The following is a 16,222-nucleotide window of genomic DNA, read 5'->3' on the forward strand; positions in this document are numbered from 1 at the left end:
CAAGTTAGCCACGGGGGCGCCCCGTGGCAACTGCGACCTAGGTCCCGACAGGGCCTGGGTACGGTGACGCGACCACGAGACGAACCCCACACAGGAGCCCGCCATGACCCCCCAGCCCACCGCCGCCACCCTCGGCGCCTACGCCATGGCGCCCAAGGACCCGACCCTCCTCGGGGACTTCTGGGCCGAGGTCGGCGCGCTGCCGATCGGCGGCCTCGAGCTGCCGCTGCCGGCCGAGGGCGCCGGGCCGGACCCGGCCGGGCTCGCCGCCCGTCCCGACCTGCGCCTGCTCGTGACCTGCATCCCGACCGTCATGGGGCGGCTCGGCGCGGACCCGGCCTACGGCCTCGCGTCGTCGGACGACGACGCCCGCCGCCGCGCGGTCGCCGACGTCCGCCGCGCCCGTGACCTGGCCGAGGACCAGGCCGCCTCGGACGGCGCCGCCGTCGCGGCCATCCAGGTCCACAGCGCCCCGGGCCCGCGGTCCGGCGACCGCGACGCGCTCGCGCGGTCGCTCGACGAGATCCTGGCCTGGGACCTCGCCGGGGCGCGCGTCCTGGTCGAGCACTGCGACACGCTCGTCGCCGGGCAGCCGCCGGCCAAGGGCTTCCTGACGATCGAGGACGAGCTGGCCGTCCTGGCCGACCGGTCCGCCGCCGGCGCCGTCGGGATGAGCATCAACTGGGGCCGCTCCGCGATCGAGGGCCGCAGCGCCCGGACGCCGCTCGAGCACCTGCGCGCCGCCGCGGACGCCGGGCTGCTGGGCGCGCTGGTGCTGTCCGGCGCGACGGACGCCGAGACGCCCTGGGGCGCGGCGTGGGGCGACGCGCACATCCCGCCGCGCGGCTCCGACCCGGCGCTCGCGGCGTCGGCGGACTCGCTGCTCGGCCCCGACGACGTCGCCGCCGCCCTCGCGCTCGCCGGGCCGGGCTGCCTCGTGGCGGTCAAGGTCGCCGTGCGACCGCTCGACGCCGACGTCGCGACGCGGATCGCCGTCGCGCGGGCGGCCCTCGCGCTCGCCGCCCGGTGAGCACCGCACCCCGCGCGGGCGTGGTCGGCCTGGGCGTCATGGGGGCGCCCATGGCCCGCCACGTGCTCGAGGCCGGGCTGCCCCTGCACGTCACCGCCCGCCGCCCGGCGTCGGCCGCGCCCCTGGTCGACGCGGGCGCCGCCTGGCACGCCACGCCCCGTGAGCTCGCCGCGCACGTGGACGTCGTCGTGCTCATGGTCCCCGACCTGCCGGACGTGCTCGCCGTGCTCGACGGCCCCGACGGGCTGCTCGCGGGGGTGCGCGGACCGCTGGTCGTGGTCGTCGGGTCCACCGCGTCACCGACGGGCGTGCGCGAGCTCGGCGCGACGCTCCGCGAGCGCACGGACGGGCTCGTGAGCCTCGTCGACGCACCGGTGAGCGGCGGCCAGGAGGGCGCCGAGGCGGGCACGCTGTCGGTCATGGTGGGCGGCGCGCCCCACGACGTGGCGCGCGCGATGCCGGTGCTCGCCGCGACGGGCACGGCGGTCCACCTGGGTCCGCTCGGCGCCGGTCAGGTCGCCAAGGCGTGCAACCAGATGATCGTCGCCGCCACGGTGACCGCGCTCGCCGAGGCGGCCGTCGTCGCCGAGCGCGCCGGGCTCGACGTCGGCGCGATGCTCGACCTGCTCGGCGGCGGGTACGCCGCGAGCCGCCTGCTGGAGGTCAAGAAGCACCGCTTCGCGACGCACGACCACAGCCCGTCCGGGCCGGCGAAGTTCATGGTCAAGGACCTCGGCTTCGCGCTCGACGAGGCGCAGCGCAGCGGGACCGCCACCGCGCAGACCGAGCTGCTGCTCGAGGTCTTCCGGGGCGTGACCGACGCCGGGCTCGGGGACCTGGACACCTCCGTCGTGCAGGCGTGGGTCGAGTCCCGGACGCGTCTGTGAGGTATTCGCGCCGCGCCGTCGCAGCGGTGCGCACTCTCCTTCCGCGCGCGTCGCGCGGGTGCGCGAGTACCAGCGCCGGGGCACCTCGGACGCGGGACGTCGGGGCGTCGGACAGCGCCCCGACGTCGGTTACGGTCGTCGCCGACGGGCCGAGGCGAGGCCGTCGGACCCGTCCCGAAACGACCCGAGGACAGCCATGACCGACCGCCGCCCGCCCGTGCTGGGCACCCCGACCCCCGGCTCCCTGCGCAACCTCGCGGACACGCTGCGCGCCGAGAACGCCGGCGCCATCCTGCTGCTCGCGGGCGCCGTCGTCGCGCTCGTGTGGGCGAACTCGCCGTGGCGGGACGCCTACGAGGCGCTGGGCTCGGCCGTCGTCGGCCCCGCGGCCCTGCACCTCGACCTCACGGTCGCCGAGTGGGCCACGGACGGGCTGCTCGCGATCTTCTTCTTCGTCGTGGGCCTCGAGCTCAAGCGCGAGATGGTCGACGGCCAGCTGCGCCGCCCCTCGACCGCGATCGTCCCGATCCTCGCCGCGGTCGGCGGCATGGCGGCGCCCGCGGCCCTCTACGTGCTGGTCAACAGCCTGTCCGCCGGCGGCTCGCTCGACGGCTGGGCGATCCCCGTCGCGACCGACATCGCGTTCGCCGTCGCCGTGCTCGCGGTGTTCGGCAAGCGGCTCCCGCCCGCGCTGCGCGCCTTCCTGCTCACGCTCGCCGTCGTCGACGACCTGCTGGGCATCGTCGTCATCGCGGTGTTCTACGCCGAGGGCCTCGCGCTCGTGTGGCTGGCCGCGTCGCTCGCCGCCATCGTCCTCTTCGGCGTGCTCGTGCGCCGCAAGACGACCGCCTGGATCCTCATCCCGCTGGCCGTGGTGGCGTGGGCGTTCATGCACATGTCCGGCGTGCACGCGACGATCGCGGGCGTGATCCTCGGGTTCACCGTGCCGGCGCTGGCCCGCGCCGGCGAGCGCGAGAGCCGGGCCGAGCGGCTCGAGCACGTGTGGCGCCCAGTCTCGGCCGGCCTCGCCGTCCCCGTGTTCGCGCTCTTCGCCGCCGGCGTCAGCATGAGCCCCGCCGCGCTCGCGGACGCGGTCGCGGACCCCGCCGCGCAGGGCGTCGCCCTGGGCCTGGTGGTGGGCAAGCCGCTCGGCATCCTGACGGCGACGTTCCTGCTGGTGAAGTTCACCAAGGCGAACCTCGACGCGAGCGTCCGATGGCCGGACCTGGCGGCGGTGAGCGTGGTGGCCGGCGTCGGCTTCACGGTGTCGCTGCTGATCGGCGAGCTCTCGTTCAGCGCGGACTCCCCGCACAGCGAGAACGTCAAGGCGGCCATCCTCATCGGGTCGCTCACGTCGGCGCTGGTCGGCGGGCTGCTGCTGCAGTGGCGCGGGCGGCGGCACGTCGCCCGCCTCTCGGCCGGGGCCGCGGGCGGGGAGCCGGACGCCGCCGTCTGAGCGGGCGGCCCGCGCTCGGTGGGCAGCCCCTACGCTGGGAACGTGGCCACCAACACGTCGGGACCCGTCACCCTCAGCCAGGTGGCGCGTGAGGCCGGCGTGTCCCTCGCGACCGCGTCCCGGGCGATCAACGGCAGCGCGAACCGGACGGTGCGCGAGGACCTGCGGCAGCGGGTCCTCGAGACCGCCGAGCGGCTGCGCTACTCGCCCGACGCGAACGCGCAGGCCATGGCGCGGGGCCGCACCACCTCGCTGGGGCTGATCGTCCACGACATCGCGGACCCGTACTTCTCCTCGATCGCCGCGGGCGTCGGCCTCGCGGCCGAGCGCGAGGGTCTGACGATGACCCTCGCCAGCACGCAGCACGACCCGGCGCGCGAGCCGGCGATCGTCGAGCTCCTCACGCGCCAGCGCGCGCGCGCCATCGTCGTCGCCGGGGGCCGTCGGGACGACGACGAGGTCAACGAGGCCATGCGCACGGCGCTCGCCGGGTTCCAGCGCTCGGGCGGCACGGTCACGCTCGTCGGGCAGCCCCTGCTCGACGTCGACACCGTCGTCATCGACAACCGCAGCGGGGCCGGGGACCTCGCGCGCGCGCTGCACGGGCGCGGGTACCGGCACTTCGGTGTGCTCGCCGGACCTGCCGACCACCTCACCGCCCGCGACCGGCTGGAGGGCTTCGTCGAGGTCCTCACCGAGCTCGGCGCGGCGCCCGGCGACGGCGCGGTCCTCGCGTCCGCGTTCACGCGGGACGGCGGCTACGAGGCCATGCGCACGCTGCTGCGCTCCGGCCCGCCGGTCCAGGTGGTCTTCGCGGTCAACGACGTCATGGCCGTGGGCGCCATGGCCGCCGCCCGCGAGGCGGGCGTCCGCGTGCCCGACGACGTCGCCGTGGCCGGCTTCGACGACATCGTCACGCTGCGCGACATCACCCCCGCGCTGAGCACGGTGCGCGTCCCGCTGGTCGACGTCGGCATCGCCGCGACCGAGCTCGCCCTCGCCGCCCCCTCGGCCGAGCCGCGCCTCATCCACGTCGGCGGCACCGTCGTCCTGCGCGAGTCCACCCCCCCACGCCCCTGACGCGTCGGGGGCAGGCGCCTCAGAAGCGGCCGCCACCGCCGCGGCGGCGCGAGCTCGAGCTGCGCTTGCTCGAGCTCGACCGGCGGCTGGAGCTGCTGCGGCTCGAGCTGCTGCGGCCCGAGCTCGACCGGCGGCTCGAGCTCGAGCGCCGGGAGGAGCCGCCGGACCAGCTGCTGCTGCGCGAGGACCCGCCCCACGACCAGCCGCTGCTCCCGCTCCCGCCCCAGCCGCTGCCGCCGCCCCAGCTGCTGTCGTCGTCGTCGGAGCGCCAGCGGTACTCGGACACGCCCGAGGGCTGGTACTCGAGGCGACGTCGGTCCGCGTCGACGTCGTCCTGCGCGGCCCGCCGGGCGCGCGCGACCTCGTGCTCCGCGCGGTCCGCGGCGGCGAGCGCCGCGACCGGGTCCGACGTCGCCAGGCCCCGGGCCTCGGCGAGCGAGCGCTCGCCCTCCACGAGGCGCGTGCGCGCGCCCGAGCGCACGACGGCGCCGTGCGCCGCGATCAGGCCGTTCACGCCGACGACGGCGGAGTCGACGCGCGGCAGGACCTCGGCCAGCCGCGCCTGCGCCCGGGTGACCGCCTGCTCGCGCTCGCGCAGCGGCATGAGGGCGGCGTCCAGGGCGGCCTCGGCCTCGGTGAGGCGAGCGAGCAGCGCGAGCGGGTCGCCCGTGGTCCGCTCGCTCGCGGCCTGCGCGACGACGGCGCGGGCGGCCGTCGCGGCCGCGCCGACGGCGGGGTCCGCCGCGCCGAGCCGGTCGGCGTCGGCGAGGTCACCGGCGAGCGAGGCGAGGCCGGCGTCGATGCGCGCCGGGGCCTGCGCGAGCTGCTCCCCGGCGGCACCCAGCGCGTCGAGCAGGGCGAGCGCGCGGGCCACGCCCTCCTCGGCGGTCCGCGCGTAGCTCACGGCGGCGGCCCGGTCGGTCTCGACGACGACCTGCCCCTGGCGCACCGCTGTCGCGGCCTGGCCCAGCAGCGCCGTCGCTCCCCCGACGTTCTCGACCACCGAGGCCAGCGCCTCCGGCGGGTAGCCGGCCGCGAGCGTGTCGAGCGTGGCCTGGGCCGCGGGCAGGCGCTGCTCCGCCTCGCGCACGCGGGCGTCGAGCTCCGCGAGCGTCTGCGGCGCACGCGCGTGCAGGTCGCGCAGCTGCGCGAAGGCCTCGGTCTGCGCGTCCAGGGTCGCGTCGACCTCGTCGCACAGCCGGAGCACCTCGACCAGCGCCTCGCGACGCTGCTCGGGCGTCTCCGGCTCGTCGTCGTCGAGGCTGCGGCGCAGCGCGAACGCGCGCGTGAGCGACGCCTTGGCCGACGCGAGGGCCTCGTCGAACGTGCGCGTGGCCTCCACGCCGAACTGCGCCTGGGCGAAGCCGAGCTCCTGCTCCGACGCCCGCACGGCCTCGTCGACGGCGACGAGCGAGGTCCCCGCGCGCTTCTCGAGCTCCTCGGTCGTGAGCGCCTGCGGACGCGTGCCGGCGTCGGCGGCCCGGCGCGCGGTCCGCCGCCGGTGCGCGAGCCACAGCCCACCCGCGACGACGACGGCGGTGCCGCCGACCAGCGGCAGCGCCGACGGGCCGCCGGTGGCCGCGTCGCGGTAGCCGTCGGCCGCGGCGATCGCGGCCTCGGCCCAGTCGTCGTCGGCCAGGTGCGGCTCGATGTCGTCGGTCTCGACGTCGTGCAGCTGGTCGTCGGTCAGGCCGATCTCGTCGTGCGCCGAGACGCGGTACTCGCGGTCCTCGACGGCGACGGCGAGCAGCAGGTCGTCCCTGCCCAGGCCGGACAGGGTGGCCGTCTCGTCGGTCCAGTCGAAGGCGTCCAGGGCGTCGAACGTCTCGACGTAGACGACGAAGAGCTGGTAGTCGGTCTCGTCCTCGAGCCGCTCCAGCGCCGCCTCGACCCGGTTCTCGTCGCCGGTGGTCAGCACGCCGGCGAGGTCGGTCACCTTCTCGCGCAGGTCCTGGGGCGGCTCGGCCGCGGCCGGCCCGGCGAGGGCGAGGCCCGCGAGCGCGGTCCCCGCCACCAGGGCGGCCGACGTCGTGCGGGCGTGGGGGCGTGGGCGTCGCAGCACCCCCGGATCGTCCCGTCCCGGGGCACCGACGGCAACACCCCGGACGCACCCGGACGAAAGTCGGGCGCCGCGGGACTCCACACCGGGACGCCGAGCCGCGTTCTGAGGGGGTACGGATCACCGCACCGACCCAGGAGGTCACGATGAACGAGAGCACCACACCCCGCACGCCCGCCCGCCCCCGCAAGCGCCTGGTGACGATCGGCCTCGTCGCCGCCGGCCTGTCCGTCGCCGGCGCGGGAGCGGCCGCCGCCGTCGCGCCGCACACCCCGGTCTCGCAGGCCGTCCGTGGCGCGCTCAGCGCCGTGGGGGTCGAGTGGACCACCGGGACCGACGGCGCCACGGCGCTCACCCCCGACTCCGAGGCTCGGCTGAACGCGTTCTGGGAGGCGGGGTACACGTCCAACGACGCGCAGGCCCTGGTGGACCTGTGGCACACCGACACGCTGGACGCCAAGGCCAAGGCCGGGCAGCTCGTCCTCGACGGCCAGGCGGTGCCGTTCGCGCCGGGCACGCACCCCGACGAGCCGGTGCTCTCCACCGACGCCTTCTGGGAGGCGGGCTACACGTACGCCGACGCCGAGGCGCTCGCCGCCCTGTGGGGCACGGACGTGGTCGAGACCAAGACCGCTGCGGCGCAGAAGCTCGCCGCCGGCGAGACGCTCCCGATCGCTCCCGGCACCTCCGCCCCCGCGTCCTGACCGCTCGCCCGGCACCGCCGACCGCCCGCTGAGGAGACCCATGATCGACGTGCACGAGCTGTCGCTGCGCACCGGCTTCGAGATCGAGCTGCTGGCGCCCGCCGGATCGGACCGGCAGGTGCTCGCGGCGGAGCTGGCCGCGTGCGCCGGCGGACGCGTCGAGCGGTCGTTCCACACGGACAGCGAGCCGTCGGCGGTGCCGGGGGTGGGCGTCTTCCGGCACCTGTCCCCCGCGTTCGACGTCGTCGACGCGGCGGGGCGGCCGGTCGCGCGCCTGGTCGACGACATCACGATCGCGGCTGACCTCGCCGGCCACCCCGGCGGCGCCGGGCACCGGGGCTGGTACCGGGTGCTGAGCGACGACGCGCGGCTGCTGCGCCTGGTCGAGCGGTACGCCGACCCGGGCGCGTCCATGGCCGCGGTCCTCGAGCCGGTCGCGGCGCTGTTCGGCATACCGGCCGAGGTGCTGCCCGCCGCGACGCGCCTCAACGACGAGCGGGGCGCCACGATCGCGATCGCGCTCCCCCTGCCGGCGGGCCGCGAGCGACCGTGCGAGATCGTCACGCCGCCGATCGCGTCCGGCCACACCGCGGCGCTCGAGGCGCTGCTCGGTCCGGCGCGCGAGCTGGGCTTCACGGTCCCGCACGAGGCCGCCGTCCACCTGCACGTCGACGGGGCCCCGTTCCGCGAGGTGCCCGCCTTCGCGAACGTGGTGCGGCTGTTCGCCCACTGGCGCGAGGTGCTGTGGGAGGCGCTCGGCACCAACCCCGCGTGCCGCCGCCTCGCCCCCCTGCCGGATGACCTGGTCGAGCTCGTGGACCGCCCCTGGGAGGACGACTCCGCCCGCACCGGCTGGGAGCGTCTGCGGCAGGCGGCGCGGTCGACGGGGGTGACCAAGTACGCCGACGTGAACCTCACGCAGCTGCTCTCGGACCGCCCGGTCCGCGACACCCTGGAGGTGAGGATCCTGCCCGGAGCCGACCACGCCCACGCGATCGTCTCGCGCGCCGCCGTCGTGGAGGCGCTGCTGCGCCGCTGCCGCGACCCGGAGCCCCTGCCGCTGCCGGGTGCGACGGCGGCTCGGGACCCGCTGGACGCGCTCGACACCCTCGTGGCGGTGCGCCGATGACCACCTGGACGGGCGCGCGCGGCCCCGACAGCGCCGAGCTCCCCCTGCCGCCGAGGGCGCTCCTGCGTCCCGTCGCCACCGCGCGCCCGCGCGAGGCGCCCGACGCCGTCGGGCGCCGGCTGGACGACGTCGTCCGCGCGCACCTGCCCGGGCTGCTGCGCTACGCGACGGTCCTCACGGGCGACGGGCACACGGCGGCCGACATCGTGCAGGAGGTGCTGCTCCGGGCGCACGTGCGCTGGGGGCGGATCGCCCTGCTCGACCGGCCCGACCTGTACCTGCGGCGCATGGTGACCAACGAGCACCTGTCCTGGCGGCGGCGGTGGCACGTGCGCACGGTCCGGCCGACCGACGACGACGTGCTCGCCACCCACGCCGAGCCGCGCAGCGACCACGCGGAGCACGTGGTCGAGGACGACGAGATGTGGCGCCGCCTCGCCGTGCTGCCCCCGCGGCAGCGCGCGGTGCTGGTGCTCCGGTACTACGAGGGCCTCGGCGACGCGGAGATCGGCGCCGTCCTCGGCACGACCGCCGCCACGGTCCGCTCCCACGCCTCCCGCGCGCTGTCCACGCTGCGGTCCCAGCCCTCGAACCCCACGGAGACGCCATGAGCACCGACCCGCTCCCGATGCGCCGGCACGACGACGACGTCGTGCGCCTCCACCCGGCCTCCCTCCCCGACGACGAGCTCGCCGCGCGGATCGCGCGCGCGCTGCGCTCGCGCCCGGTGGCCGGTCCCGACCCCGCCGTCGTGACCGCGCGCCTGGAGGCGCAGCTCGCGGCGACCGCACAGGGCCCGTCGCGGCGCGCCGCGGCCACGCGCCGCGTCGTCGTCGCAGGGGTCGTCGGCTCCTCGATCGCCGTCGCGGGCGCCGGCGCGGCCGCCGCGTGGGACCCGTACTCGGGTGCGTCCCGCACGGTCGAGACCGTCGCGCAGGCCGTGGGACTCGAGTGGTCACCGCTCCCGGGCGACTACACGTTCGAGCAGCACGACGCGTTCTGGGGCGCCGGCTACACGAGCGGCGACCTGAAGGCCCTCGTCGACCTGTGGGGCGTCGAGTCGATCGAGACGAAGGCCCGGGCCGGTCAGCTCATCCTCGACGGTGAGCCCGTCCCGGTCGCCGCCGGGACGTATCCCGAGCTCGAGGCCCCGCCGCGCGCCCCGGACGCTCCGGCTCCGACGGCTCCCCCCGCGGCCGGCGCCCCGTCCGGTGCGGACGATCTGGCGCCCGCCGCCTTCTTCGACGCCGGCTACGGGTACGAGGACGCGCTCGCCCTCGGGGAGCTGTGGGGGACCGAGATCGACGAGACCAAGGCCACCGCCGCACGGATGCTCGAGGCCGGCGAGCCCCTGCCGTTCGCGCCCGGGGAGGGCGACGAGGTGCCCGCCGGCTGAGGCGTCAGTAGCGGAAGGCCCCGAGCCGGGCGCGGAGGTCGGCGGCCATGGCGGCGAGCTCGGTGACCGACGCCTGCACCTGCGTGATGACCTCGGACGACGTCGACGCCGCCGAGGCGACCCCGGTGATGGTCGACGCGATCTCCCCGGCGCCCGTGGCCGCCTCGGTGACGCCGCGGCTCATCTCGGCCGTGGTCGCCGTCTGTTCCTCGACGGCGCTCGCGATGGTCAGCTGGTAGCCGTTGACGGCGGCGACGATCTCGCTGATCTCCTCGATGGCGCGCACCGCGCCCGTGGCGTCGGCCTGGATGGCCTCGACCCGGCGCGCGATGTCCTCGGTCGCGCTCGCCGTCTCCCGCGCCAGGTCCTTGACCTCGCTCGCGACGACGGCGAACCCCTTGCCGGCCTCCCCCGCGCGCGCCGCCTCGATGGTCGCGTTGAGCGCGAGGAGGTTGGTCTGCTCGGCGATGGAGGTGATGAGGCGCACGACGTCGCCGATCTCCTGCGACGACGTGCCGAGCCGCGCGATGGTCCGCGTCGTCGCCTCGGCCGCCTCGGTCGCGCGCGCGGCGACGCCGGCCGCACCCTGCGCGTTCTGCGCGATCTCGCCGATCGACGCGCCCATCTGCTCGGCACCGGCCGCGACGGCCTGCAGGTTGAGCGACACCTGCGCCGCGGCTGCGGCCACCGTCTCGGCCTGGACGGACGTCTCCTCCGCGCCGGCGGCGACCTGGCTGTTGGCGGCGGAGAGCTCCTCGGCGGCCGCCGCGACCGTGTCCGAGACGTCGAGGGCACCGGCCAGCGTGCCGGCCAGGGCGTCCTGCGCGTCGCCGAGCGCGGCGGCCATGTCCCCGAGCTCGTCGCTGGTGCGGACCTGCGGCCGCGTGGTCAGGTCGCCCTGGGCGAGCGCGTGGATCGACCGGCCCACCTCGAGCACCGCGTGCCGGATGCCGCGCGCGACGAGCGCCCCGAGCGTGAGGCCGAGGACGACGCCGATGGTGGCGAGGCTGAGCAGGACCCGGACCTCGTCGCGGGTCCGGTCCTGGGCGTGGGTGATGACGTCGGCGATGACCGACTCGACCTCCGCGGTCACTGCCGCCAGCGCCGCGACCAGGTCGGCCCCGAGGGCGCCCGCACGCTCGTCGCGGATCTGTGCCCAGGCGGCGCGGTCGTCGGCGAGGGCGGCGTCCTGCAGCTCGCCCTGGACGACGTCGCGGTAGGCGGCGAGGGCGTTCTCGAAGGTGGCCCACCCCTCGGGCGCGGAGCCCTGCGCCGCCACGAACGCCTCCTCGAGCGCGGGCGCCGCCTCGTCGACGGCCGCCCACGCGGCGGCGGTGGCCTCGACCTGCTCCTGCTTGGCGGCGGGGTCGGCGTACGCGGCCTGGGCCGTGACGGTGGCGCGCACCGTCCACACCGCGTTGGTCAGCGCGGCGCCGGCCGCGTCGAGCTCGGACTGGACGCGCTGCACGCGCTCGATGTCCGCCTCCGCGCCGCGCAGCGCGACGGTGCCGTACGCCGCGATGAGGCCCGTGATCAGCGAGAGCACGCCGACGACGGCGAAGATGCGCGCGCGGACGGAGATGCGGCGGGCGCGTCGGGCCGGGGGCGTGGGAGGTGGCGTGGCCGGTGCGAGCTGCCGGGGCGCGGGGCGCGGCGTCGCGGGCAGCGCGGGGGGCGAGGCGGTACGCGGGGGCAGGACGCTGACCATGGTGGGCTCCGAGCGCAGGGGGACGCGGCTCAGACCTATCGGCCGTTTCCGGGCGTTCGGGATGGGTTCTAGCTCCTGGGTTCTGGGCTCTCGGGAACGTGTGCTGTGGTGGTGGTCAGGACGTGGGTGCGGAGCGGCCGGGCCAGGGCGATGCCGAGGACGACGGCGGGCGTGAGCAGCGCATAACGGGGCCCCGGGCCCTCGGCGGCGGCGTCGACCCACCACATCGCCGCGAAGAGGCCGACGGTCACGGCAGCACCGCCGAGCCACCAGCGGAGACCGCGCGCCGCGATGACCTGGCGGGCGGTCGTGAGAAAGACCGCACCGACGGCGCCGAAACCCAGAGCGAGCGTGAGGGCGAGCCAGAACAGTGGATCAGACATCGCGGCACTCGATTCCGTGGGACGAGTCGGCGGGGCAGAGGTTACCGGGGCGTGCCGGGCGTGGGGTATGACTGCCGGGGCGGCTCGACGTTGTGGGCACTCCTGAGACTGGCGCGGCTGTAGGCGACGCGATACCGTCCGCGGAAACAGGGCTTTCATGCCACCCACCGGCGCCGTGCATATGAGGCAGGCCCAGGTGCGGACCGGAACTTCAGTTCGGCGCGCACTCTTCCCTCGGAAGAGCTGCCATGCCGACGTGCACGAAGGTCCCCTAGCCGACTCCTCGCGCCGCAGCCCGTGCACTCGCGGCAATCCAGAAGGCCATGCGGGCAGGGGGACGAACCGGTCCCGTGGCGGTGCACCCGTGCAGAGAGTGCACCGGGTGGCACGTCACCTCTCAAACCTCGCGAGGTAAGACGTCCCGGCGGTGGCAGGCCTTGGCTGGCGTCCGGTGAGAGCACGGTCGGCGACGCGACAAGTTGCTGACCGACCCCGACGTCCGGAGTGGGAGGCATCCATCCGGCTAATGGCCCACACTCCGGCGTGACCTGCCACTAGGATTGCCAACGAGTCGAGCAGAGGGGCGCGCACGTGAAGGTCTTCGTTAGTTGGTCCGGGACGGCGAGCCGCGACCTCGCGGAGTCGCTTCGTTGGTGGCTACCGAAAGTAATTCAGGGCACCACCCCGTTCGTGTCCGCGAAGGACATCGACAAGGGGGCCACCTGGACAAGTGTCCTGAGTTCCGAACTAAGTGACACCGACTTCGGAATCATCTGCGTCACGCCGGAGAACGTTGCCTCACCTTGGTTGAATTACGAAGCGGGAGCGATCAGCAAGTCGGTCGACTCGCGCACCTGCCCAGTGCTGCTCGGCGTTCGCAAGAATGACCTCACGGGACCACTAAAGCAACTGCAGGTAACGTCGCTCGAGTTTGACGACATGCTCCTGCTTCTTCGATCCCTCAACAAGGCGGCAGGCGGCGCCCTGCTCGACGCGGATCTTGAGGAGCAAGCGCGGATGTGGTGGCCTCGCCTCGAAGAGCGGATTCAAGCCATCGTCGTTCCTCCCGCTACCGAAGCCCTCGTGGCAACTCCGGAACCCGTCAAGCCCGAGTCCTCTGAATCCGAGATGCTGCTTGAAGTTCTCGGGCATGTTAGGGAAGTCTCTCGTCGAGTTGCCAGAATGGACCGCCGGGAAGGCCAGCCCAGCCGTTCCGTGCCTTGGCAGCATGATTTCGTTGCAGCATTGCACACCTACGGACTGTTAGTCACGGACACCACGACGGGTAGTTCGATCATTGAATTCAAGTGCTCCACGGATGCTATCCCGCCTGTACTCCCGGGTCGAACTTGGGCGATGCTCGCAGAACTTGCCCGCTCTCGGGGGAAGACCGTCAAGTTGTCCGACTTCAGCGGACGTGAAGTGGTGTTCGGGCCTGACGGCTCGGCGAGCGAGCCTCCTTTCTAGGCCGCCTATTGCTCCGACCCCCGAGCCGCTGAGGGGGTGGGTGCTTCGTCTCCTCCTACCGCCCGCAGCCGACCTACGTTGCCCGTGATTCGGCGCGCGACCCCAACCGTGCCGCGCAAGAGGCGGGCCGTCGGACCCGTGCGAGCTGCGCGGGTACTTCGCGCCAACCGCCTCAATCGCCTGGGCACGCTGACCTACGCCGACGCCTGCTGCGACGACGGACGCCGGGCGCGCGCCGGCGTCGGCGCTTCCTTCCGTGCACTGCGTGAGGGATAGGGGTGACCGCTGGCCTATGTGTGGCTCCCGGAGTGGCACAAGACCGGTCACCCTCGCTCCTGAGAACCCTTTCCTGGGATCGACAGCTCAGGTAGGGCCCCAAGCAACTTGTCGCACTATGGCGCGACGGGCGCCACAGCGGGGCCCGACGGCGGCGTGGTGCCGCTCTCCTGGTCACGGGGCGGCGAGGCACCGACGAGAACGCGGCCGAGCACCAGCACCCCTAGCCCCGCAATCACCACCGCGAGCAACGCCACGCGCAGGCTCGTGGCGTCGGCGACCACGCCCACGACCATCGGCGAGATCAGGAAGCCGACGCGCAGCAGCCAGCTGACCACGGTGAGGCCGACCCCCGGCGGCAGGCCGGGCAGCTCGTCGGCGGTGTGCATGACAGCGGGGATCAGGGTCGCGACGCCGAGCCCGGCGAGCGCAAAGCCCACGACCGTGGTGCCGACGGACGGGACGGCGAGCGCCAGCCCCATGCCTGCCGCGATCGCGGCGCCGCCCACGCGGGCGACGCGGCGCTGGCCGAACCGGTCGACGGCTCGGTCGCCCGTCAGGCGGCCGATCGTCATCGCGACCGAGAGCGAGACGAACGCGAGCCCCGCCGTCGCGGCGTCGGTGCCGACCTCCCCTCGCAGGTAGAGGGCGCCCCATGAGGACCCGGCGTCCTCGACGAAGGCGCCGCCGGCCCCGAGCACGCCGAGCGCCGCGAGCATCAGCACGGCGCGCCCGCCCAAGCGACGCAACGCCGACGTCGACGCAGCGCCATGGGCGACGTCGTCCGCGGGCTCGCGCTCGGCGTCCTCGGGACCGCGCAGCATGAAGCGGTACGCCACGACGGCGACGACGCTGAACAGCACGCCGGACGCGGCGAGATGCGCCGGCAGCGGCACGGACAGCCCCGCGGCGACGGACCCGAGCACTCCGCCGACGACGGCGCCCACGCTCCACAGGCCGTGGAACGCGTTGACGATCGAGCGCCCGTAGGCGCGCTGCACGCGGAAGCCGTGCGCGTTCTGCGCGACGTCGATGACGGCGTCCAGCGCACCCGCGACCAGCATCAGCGCGGCGAGCGCGCCCCACGCCGGCGCGAGCGGCAGGCAGGCGACCGTCACCGCGGACAGGACCAGCCCGAACGCCGCGACCCTGCCGGAGCCCAGCCGCTGGATCAGCACGGGCGCGAGGAGTCCCGCGACCAGTGCCCCCGCCGGCATCGCCGCGATCGCGGTGCCCAGCTCGGCGTTGCTCAGGCCGAGGCGGTCCTTCACCTCGGGCAGCCGCGGCACGAGGTTCGCGTACAGGACGGCGTTGACGAAGAAGACGGCGGACACCGCGGCGCGGGCACGCCGCGCCGTCAGTGCGGGCGCGGCCGGGGAGGACATGGGGGCTCCGGGTACTCGTGCGGTGACGACGTCGTCGTCGCGGTGGTCAGCGGGTGAGGCGGAGCAGCGCGTGGCGCAGCTGCTCGGGGGTCATCGGGTCGGTCGAGAGTGCCTGGTGCAGGACGAGGCCCTCGACGAGCGCGTCGAGCTCGCGCGCCGTGACGGGGTCGAAGTGCAGCTCGAGCGCGCGCCGGCTGCGGACCATCCACGCCTCCGTGACCTCGCGCAGGGCCGGGCGGCGGGCGGCGGCGACGTAGAGCTCGACCGCGAGCAGCAGGGAGCGCCGGTCCGCGACGAGGTCGTCGGCCAGGTGCTGCGCCAGCGCCTCGACGGCGGCCTCGGCGTCCGGCGCGGACCGCATGCGGGCCTCGAGCGCCGAGGCGACGTCGTCCGCGAGGACGCCGAACGCCTCCTGGTGGAGCTCGTCGAGCGTGCTGTAGTGGTAGGTGAGGGACCCCGGCGAGACGCCCGCCGCCGCCCCGACCGCGCGGTGCGTGGCACCCGCGACGCCGCGCTCGGCGATGACGTCGAGGGTGGTCCGGATGAGCTCCGCGCGGCGGTCCGGGTCGGTGTGCAGCGCACGGCGGCGCTGCGGGGCGCGGGCCTTGGGCGGGCGGTCGGCGGCGTCGTCGTCCGGGCTCACGGCTGGCGCTCCGGGGCGACGTCGTCGTCCTCCAGGGTGCGGATGACGCGCGCCGGGTTGCCGACCGCGACGACGTTGGCCGGGAGGTCCTTGGTGACGACCGAGCCGGCGCCGACGACGGTGTTCTCGCCGATCGTGACCCCCGGCAGGACGATGACCCCGCCGCCCAGCCAGACGTTGTTCCCGATGGTGATCGGCTCCGCCGCCTCCCACTTGTCGCGGCGCGGGCCGGGCGCGATGGGGTGCGTCGGCGTGAGCAGCTGGACGTTGGGGCCGATCATCACGTCGTCGCCGATGGTGATGGGCGCGACGTCGAGCGCCACGAGGCCGAAGTTGGCGAACGTGCGGGCGCCGATGCGGATGCGCGAGCCGAGGTCGACGTAGAACGGTGCGCGGATGCCGCTGCCCTCGCCGATCGAGCCGAGCAGCTGCTCGAGGATGAGCCGGCGCAGCGGCTCCTGGCGCGGGGTCGTCGCGTTGTACGCCGTGATGAGGTCGATCGCCGCGGCGCTCGCCTCGAGGATGCGGGGGTCGTCGGCGATGTAGAGGTCGCCCGCGAGCATGCGGTCGTACATGGTTCGGGTGTCGCCGCCGCGGGTGTCGCTCGTCATTTGTACAA

15 protein-coding genes are annotated in these 16,222 nt (G+C 75.2%); 9 read left to right on the forward strand and 6 right to left on the reverse strand.

All coding sequences use genetic code 11. The annotated features are described in order from the left end of the window. The first annotated feature begins 103 nt into the window (after window positions 1–103). The 4 genes from H2O74_RS14285 (at window position 104) to H2O74_RS14300 (ending at window position 4,453) form a co-directional block, all read left to right on the forward strand. On the forward strand, window positions 104–1,030 hold the full coding sequence (locus tag H2O74_RS14285; RefSeq protein ID WP_182112183.1) for a DUF4862 family protein: 927 nt from the start codon (window positions 104–106) through the stop codon (window positions 1,028–1,030). Then, window positions 1,027–1,917, forward strand: a complete 891-nt coding sequence (locus H2O74_RS14290) for an NAD(P)-dependent oxidoreductase (RefSeq protein ID WP_255491652.1) — start codon at window positions 1,027–1,029, stop codon at window positions 1,915–1,917. Before H2O74_RS14285 ends, H2O74_RS14290 begins: the two co-directional genes overlap by 4 nt. Window positions 1,918–2,113: 196 nt before the next feature. Further along, window positions 2,114–3,373, forward strand: a complete 1,260-nt coding sequence (nhaA, locus tag H2O74_RS14295; RefSeq protein WP_182112184.1) for a Na+/H+ antiporter NhaA — start codon at window positions 2,114–2,116, stop codon at window positions 3,371–3,373. A 42-nt stretch (window positions 3,374–3,415) separates the two neighbouring features. Further along, complete coding sequence (locus H2O74_RS14300; protein WP_182112185.1) at window positions 3,416–4,453, forward strand: LacI family DNA-binding transcriptional regulator; 1,038 nt, start codon at window positions 3,416–3,418, stop codon at window positions 4,451–4,453. A gap of 19 nt (window positions 4,454–4,472) precedes the next feature. On the opposite strand, the gene H2O74_RS14305 is transcribed toward H2O74_RS14300, so the two are convergent. After that, on the reverse strand, window positions 4,473–6,515 hold the full coding sequence (locus tag H2O74_RS14305) for a TPM domain-containing protein (protein ID WP_182112186.1): 2,043 nt from the start codon (window positions 6,513–6,515) through the stop codon (window positions 4,473–4,475). A gap of 143 nt (window positions 6,516–6,658) precedes the next feature. Between H2O74_RS14305 and H2O74_RS14310 the strand changes: the two genes are divergently transcribed. The 4 genes from H2O74_RS14310 to H2O74_RS14325 are packed head-to-tail and all read left to right on the forward strand — an operon-like array spanning window position 6,659 to window position 9,741. Beyond that, window positions 6,659–7,216, forward strand: a complete 558-nt coding sequence (locus tag H2O74_RS14310; RefSeq protein WP_182112187.1) for a hypothetical protein — start codon at window positions 6,659–6,661, stop codon at window positions 7,214–7,216. 40 nt (window positions 7,217–7,256) lie between these two features. After that, a complete protein-coding gene (locus H2O74_RS14315; protein WP_182112188.1) occupies window positions 7,257–8,345 on the forward strand; it encodes an amidoligase family protein in 1,089 nt (362 codons plus the stop codon). Next, a complete protein-coding gene (locus H2O74_RS14320; RefSeq protein ID WP_182112189.1) occupies window positions 8,342–8,956 on the forward strand; it encodes an RNA polymerase sigma factor in 615 nt (204 codons plus the stop codon). Before H2O74_RS14315 ends, H2O74_RS14320 begins: the two co-directional genes overlap by 4 nt. Then, window positions 8,953–9,741 (forward strand): hypothetical protein, encoded by a 789-nt coding sequence (locus tag H2O74_RS14325; protein ID WP_182112190.1) that lies wholly within the window; start codon window positions 8,953–8,955, stop codon window positions 9,739–9,741. The genes H2O74_RS14320 and H2O74_RS14325 overlap by 4 nt, the downstream gene beginning before the upstream one ends. Before the next feature lie 4 nt (window positions 9,742–9,745). On the opposite strand, the gene H2O74_RS14330 is transcribed toward H2O74_RS14325, so the two are convergent. After that, window positions 9,746–11,449 (reverse strand): methyl-accepting chemotaxis protein, encoded by a 1,704-nt coding sequence (locus H2O74_RS14330; RefSeq protein WP_182112191.1) that lies wholly within the window; start codon window positions 11,447–11,449, stop codon window positions 9,746–9,748. Window positions 11,450–11,517: 68 nt separating this feature from the next. Further along, on the reverse strand, window positions 11,518–11,832 hold the full coding sequence (locus tag H2O74_RS14335; protein WP_182112192.1) for a hypothetical protein: 315 nt from the start codon (window positions 11,830–11,832) through the stop codon (window positions 11,518–11,520). Between the two features lie 591 nt (window positions 11,833–12,423). Between H2O74_RS14335 and H2O74_RS14340 the strand changes: the two genes are divergently transcribed. Beyond that, window positions 12,424–13,299 carry a toll/interleukin-1 receptor domain-containing protein gene (locus H2O74_RS14340; protein WP_182112193.1) on the forward strand — a complete coding sequence of 292 codons (876 nt, stop codon included), beginning with the start codon at window positions 12,424–12,426 and terminating at the stop codon, window positions 13,297–13,299. Window positions 13,300–13,691: 392 nt separating this feature from the next. Here the strand turns inward: H2O74_RS14340 and H2O74_RS14345 are convergent, their stop codons facing one another. The 3 genes from H2O74_RS14345 to H2O74_RS14355 are packed head-to-tail and all read right to left on the reverse strand — an operon-like array spanning window position 13,692 to window position 16,214. Next, window positions 13,692–14,960 carry an MFS transporter gene (locus tag H2O74_RS14345; protein ID WP_182112194.1) on the reverse strand — a complete coding sequence of 423 codons (1,269 nt, stop codon included), beginning with the start codon at window positions 14,958–14,960 and terminating at the stop codon, window positions 13,692–13,694. A gap of 46 nt (window positions 14,961–15,006) precedes the next feature. Further along, window positions 15,007–15,603, reverse strand: a complete 597-nt coding sequence (locus H2O74_RS14350) for a TetR/AcrR family transcriptional regulator (RefSeq protein WP_182112195.1) — start codon at window positions 15,601–15,603, stop codon at window positions 15,007–15,009. Beyond that, window positions 15,600–16,214 (reverse strand): sugar O-acetyltransferase, encoded by a 615-nt coding sequence (locus H2O74_RS14355; protein WP_182112196.1) that lies wholly within the window; start codon window positions 16,212–16,214, stop codon window positions 15,600–15,602. The genes H2O74_RS14350 and H2O74_RS14355 overlap by 4 nt, the downstream gene beginning before the upstream one ends. Window positions 16,215–16,222 lie beyond the last annotated feature (8 nt).

Origin of the sequence: Actinotalea sp. JY-7876 (assembly GCF_014042015.1) — a bacterium.
Lineage (GTDB): Bacteria > Actinomycetota > Actinomycetes > Actinomycetales > Cellulomonadaceae > Actinotalea.

Excerpts from the sequence above, each read along its gene's own strand:
- H2O74_RS14325 (WP_182112190.1), top strand. The coding sequence starts at position 8,953 with ATGAGCACCGACCCGCTCCCGATGCGCCGGCACGACGACGACGTCGTG.
- H2O74_RS14345 (WP_182112194.1), bottom strand. The coding sequence starts at position 14,960 with ATGTCCTCCCCGGCCGCGCCCGCACTGACGGCGCGGCGTGCCCGCGCC.
- nhaA (WP_182112184.1), top strand. The coding sequence starts at position 2,114 with ATGACCGACCGCCGCCCGCCCGTGCTGGGCACCCCGACCCCCGGCTCC.
- H2O74_RS14315 (WP_182112188.1), top strand. The coding sequence starts at position 7,257 with ATGATCGACGTGCACGAGCTGTCGCTGCGCACCGGCTTCGAGATCGAG.
- H2O74_RS14355 (WP_182112196.1), bottom strand. The coding sequence starts at position 16,214 with ATGACGAGCGACACCCGCGGCGGCGACACCCGAACCATGTACGACCGC.
- H2O74_RS14320 (WP_182112189.1), top strand. The coding sequence starts at position 8,342 with ATGACCACCTGGACGGGCGCGCGCGGCCCCGACAGCGCCGAGCTCCCC.
- H2O74_RS14310 (WP_182112187.1), top strand. The coding sequence starts at position 6,659 with ATGAACGAGAGCACCACACCCCGCACGCCCGCCCGCCCCCGCAAGCGC.
- H2O74_RS14285 (WP_182112183.1), top strand. The coding sequence starts at position 104 with ATGACCCCCCAGCCCACCGCCGCCACCCTCGGCGCCTACGCCATGGCG.
- H2O74_RS14335 (WP_182112192.1), bottom strand. The coding sequence starts at position 11,832 with ATGTCTGATCCACTGTTCTGGCTCGCCCTCACGCTCGCTCTGGGTTTC.
- H2O74_RS14330 (WP_182112191.1), bottom strand. The coding sequence starts at position 11,449 with ATGGTCAGCGTCCTGCCCCCGCGTACCGCCTCGCCCCCCGCGCTGCCC.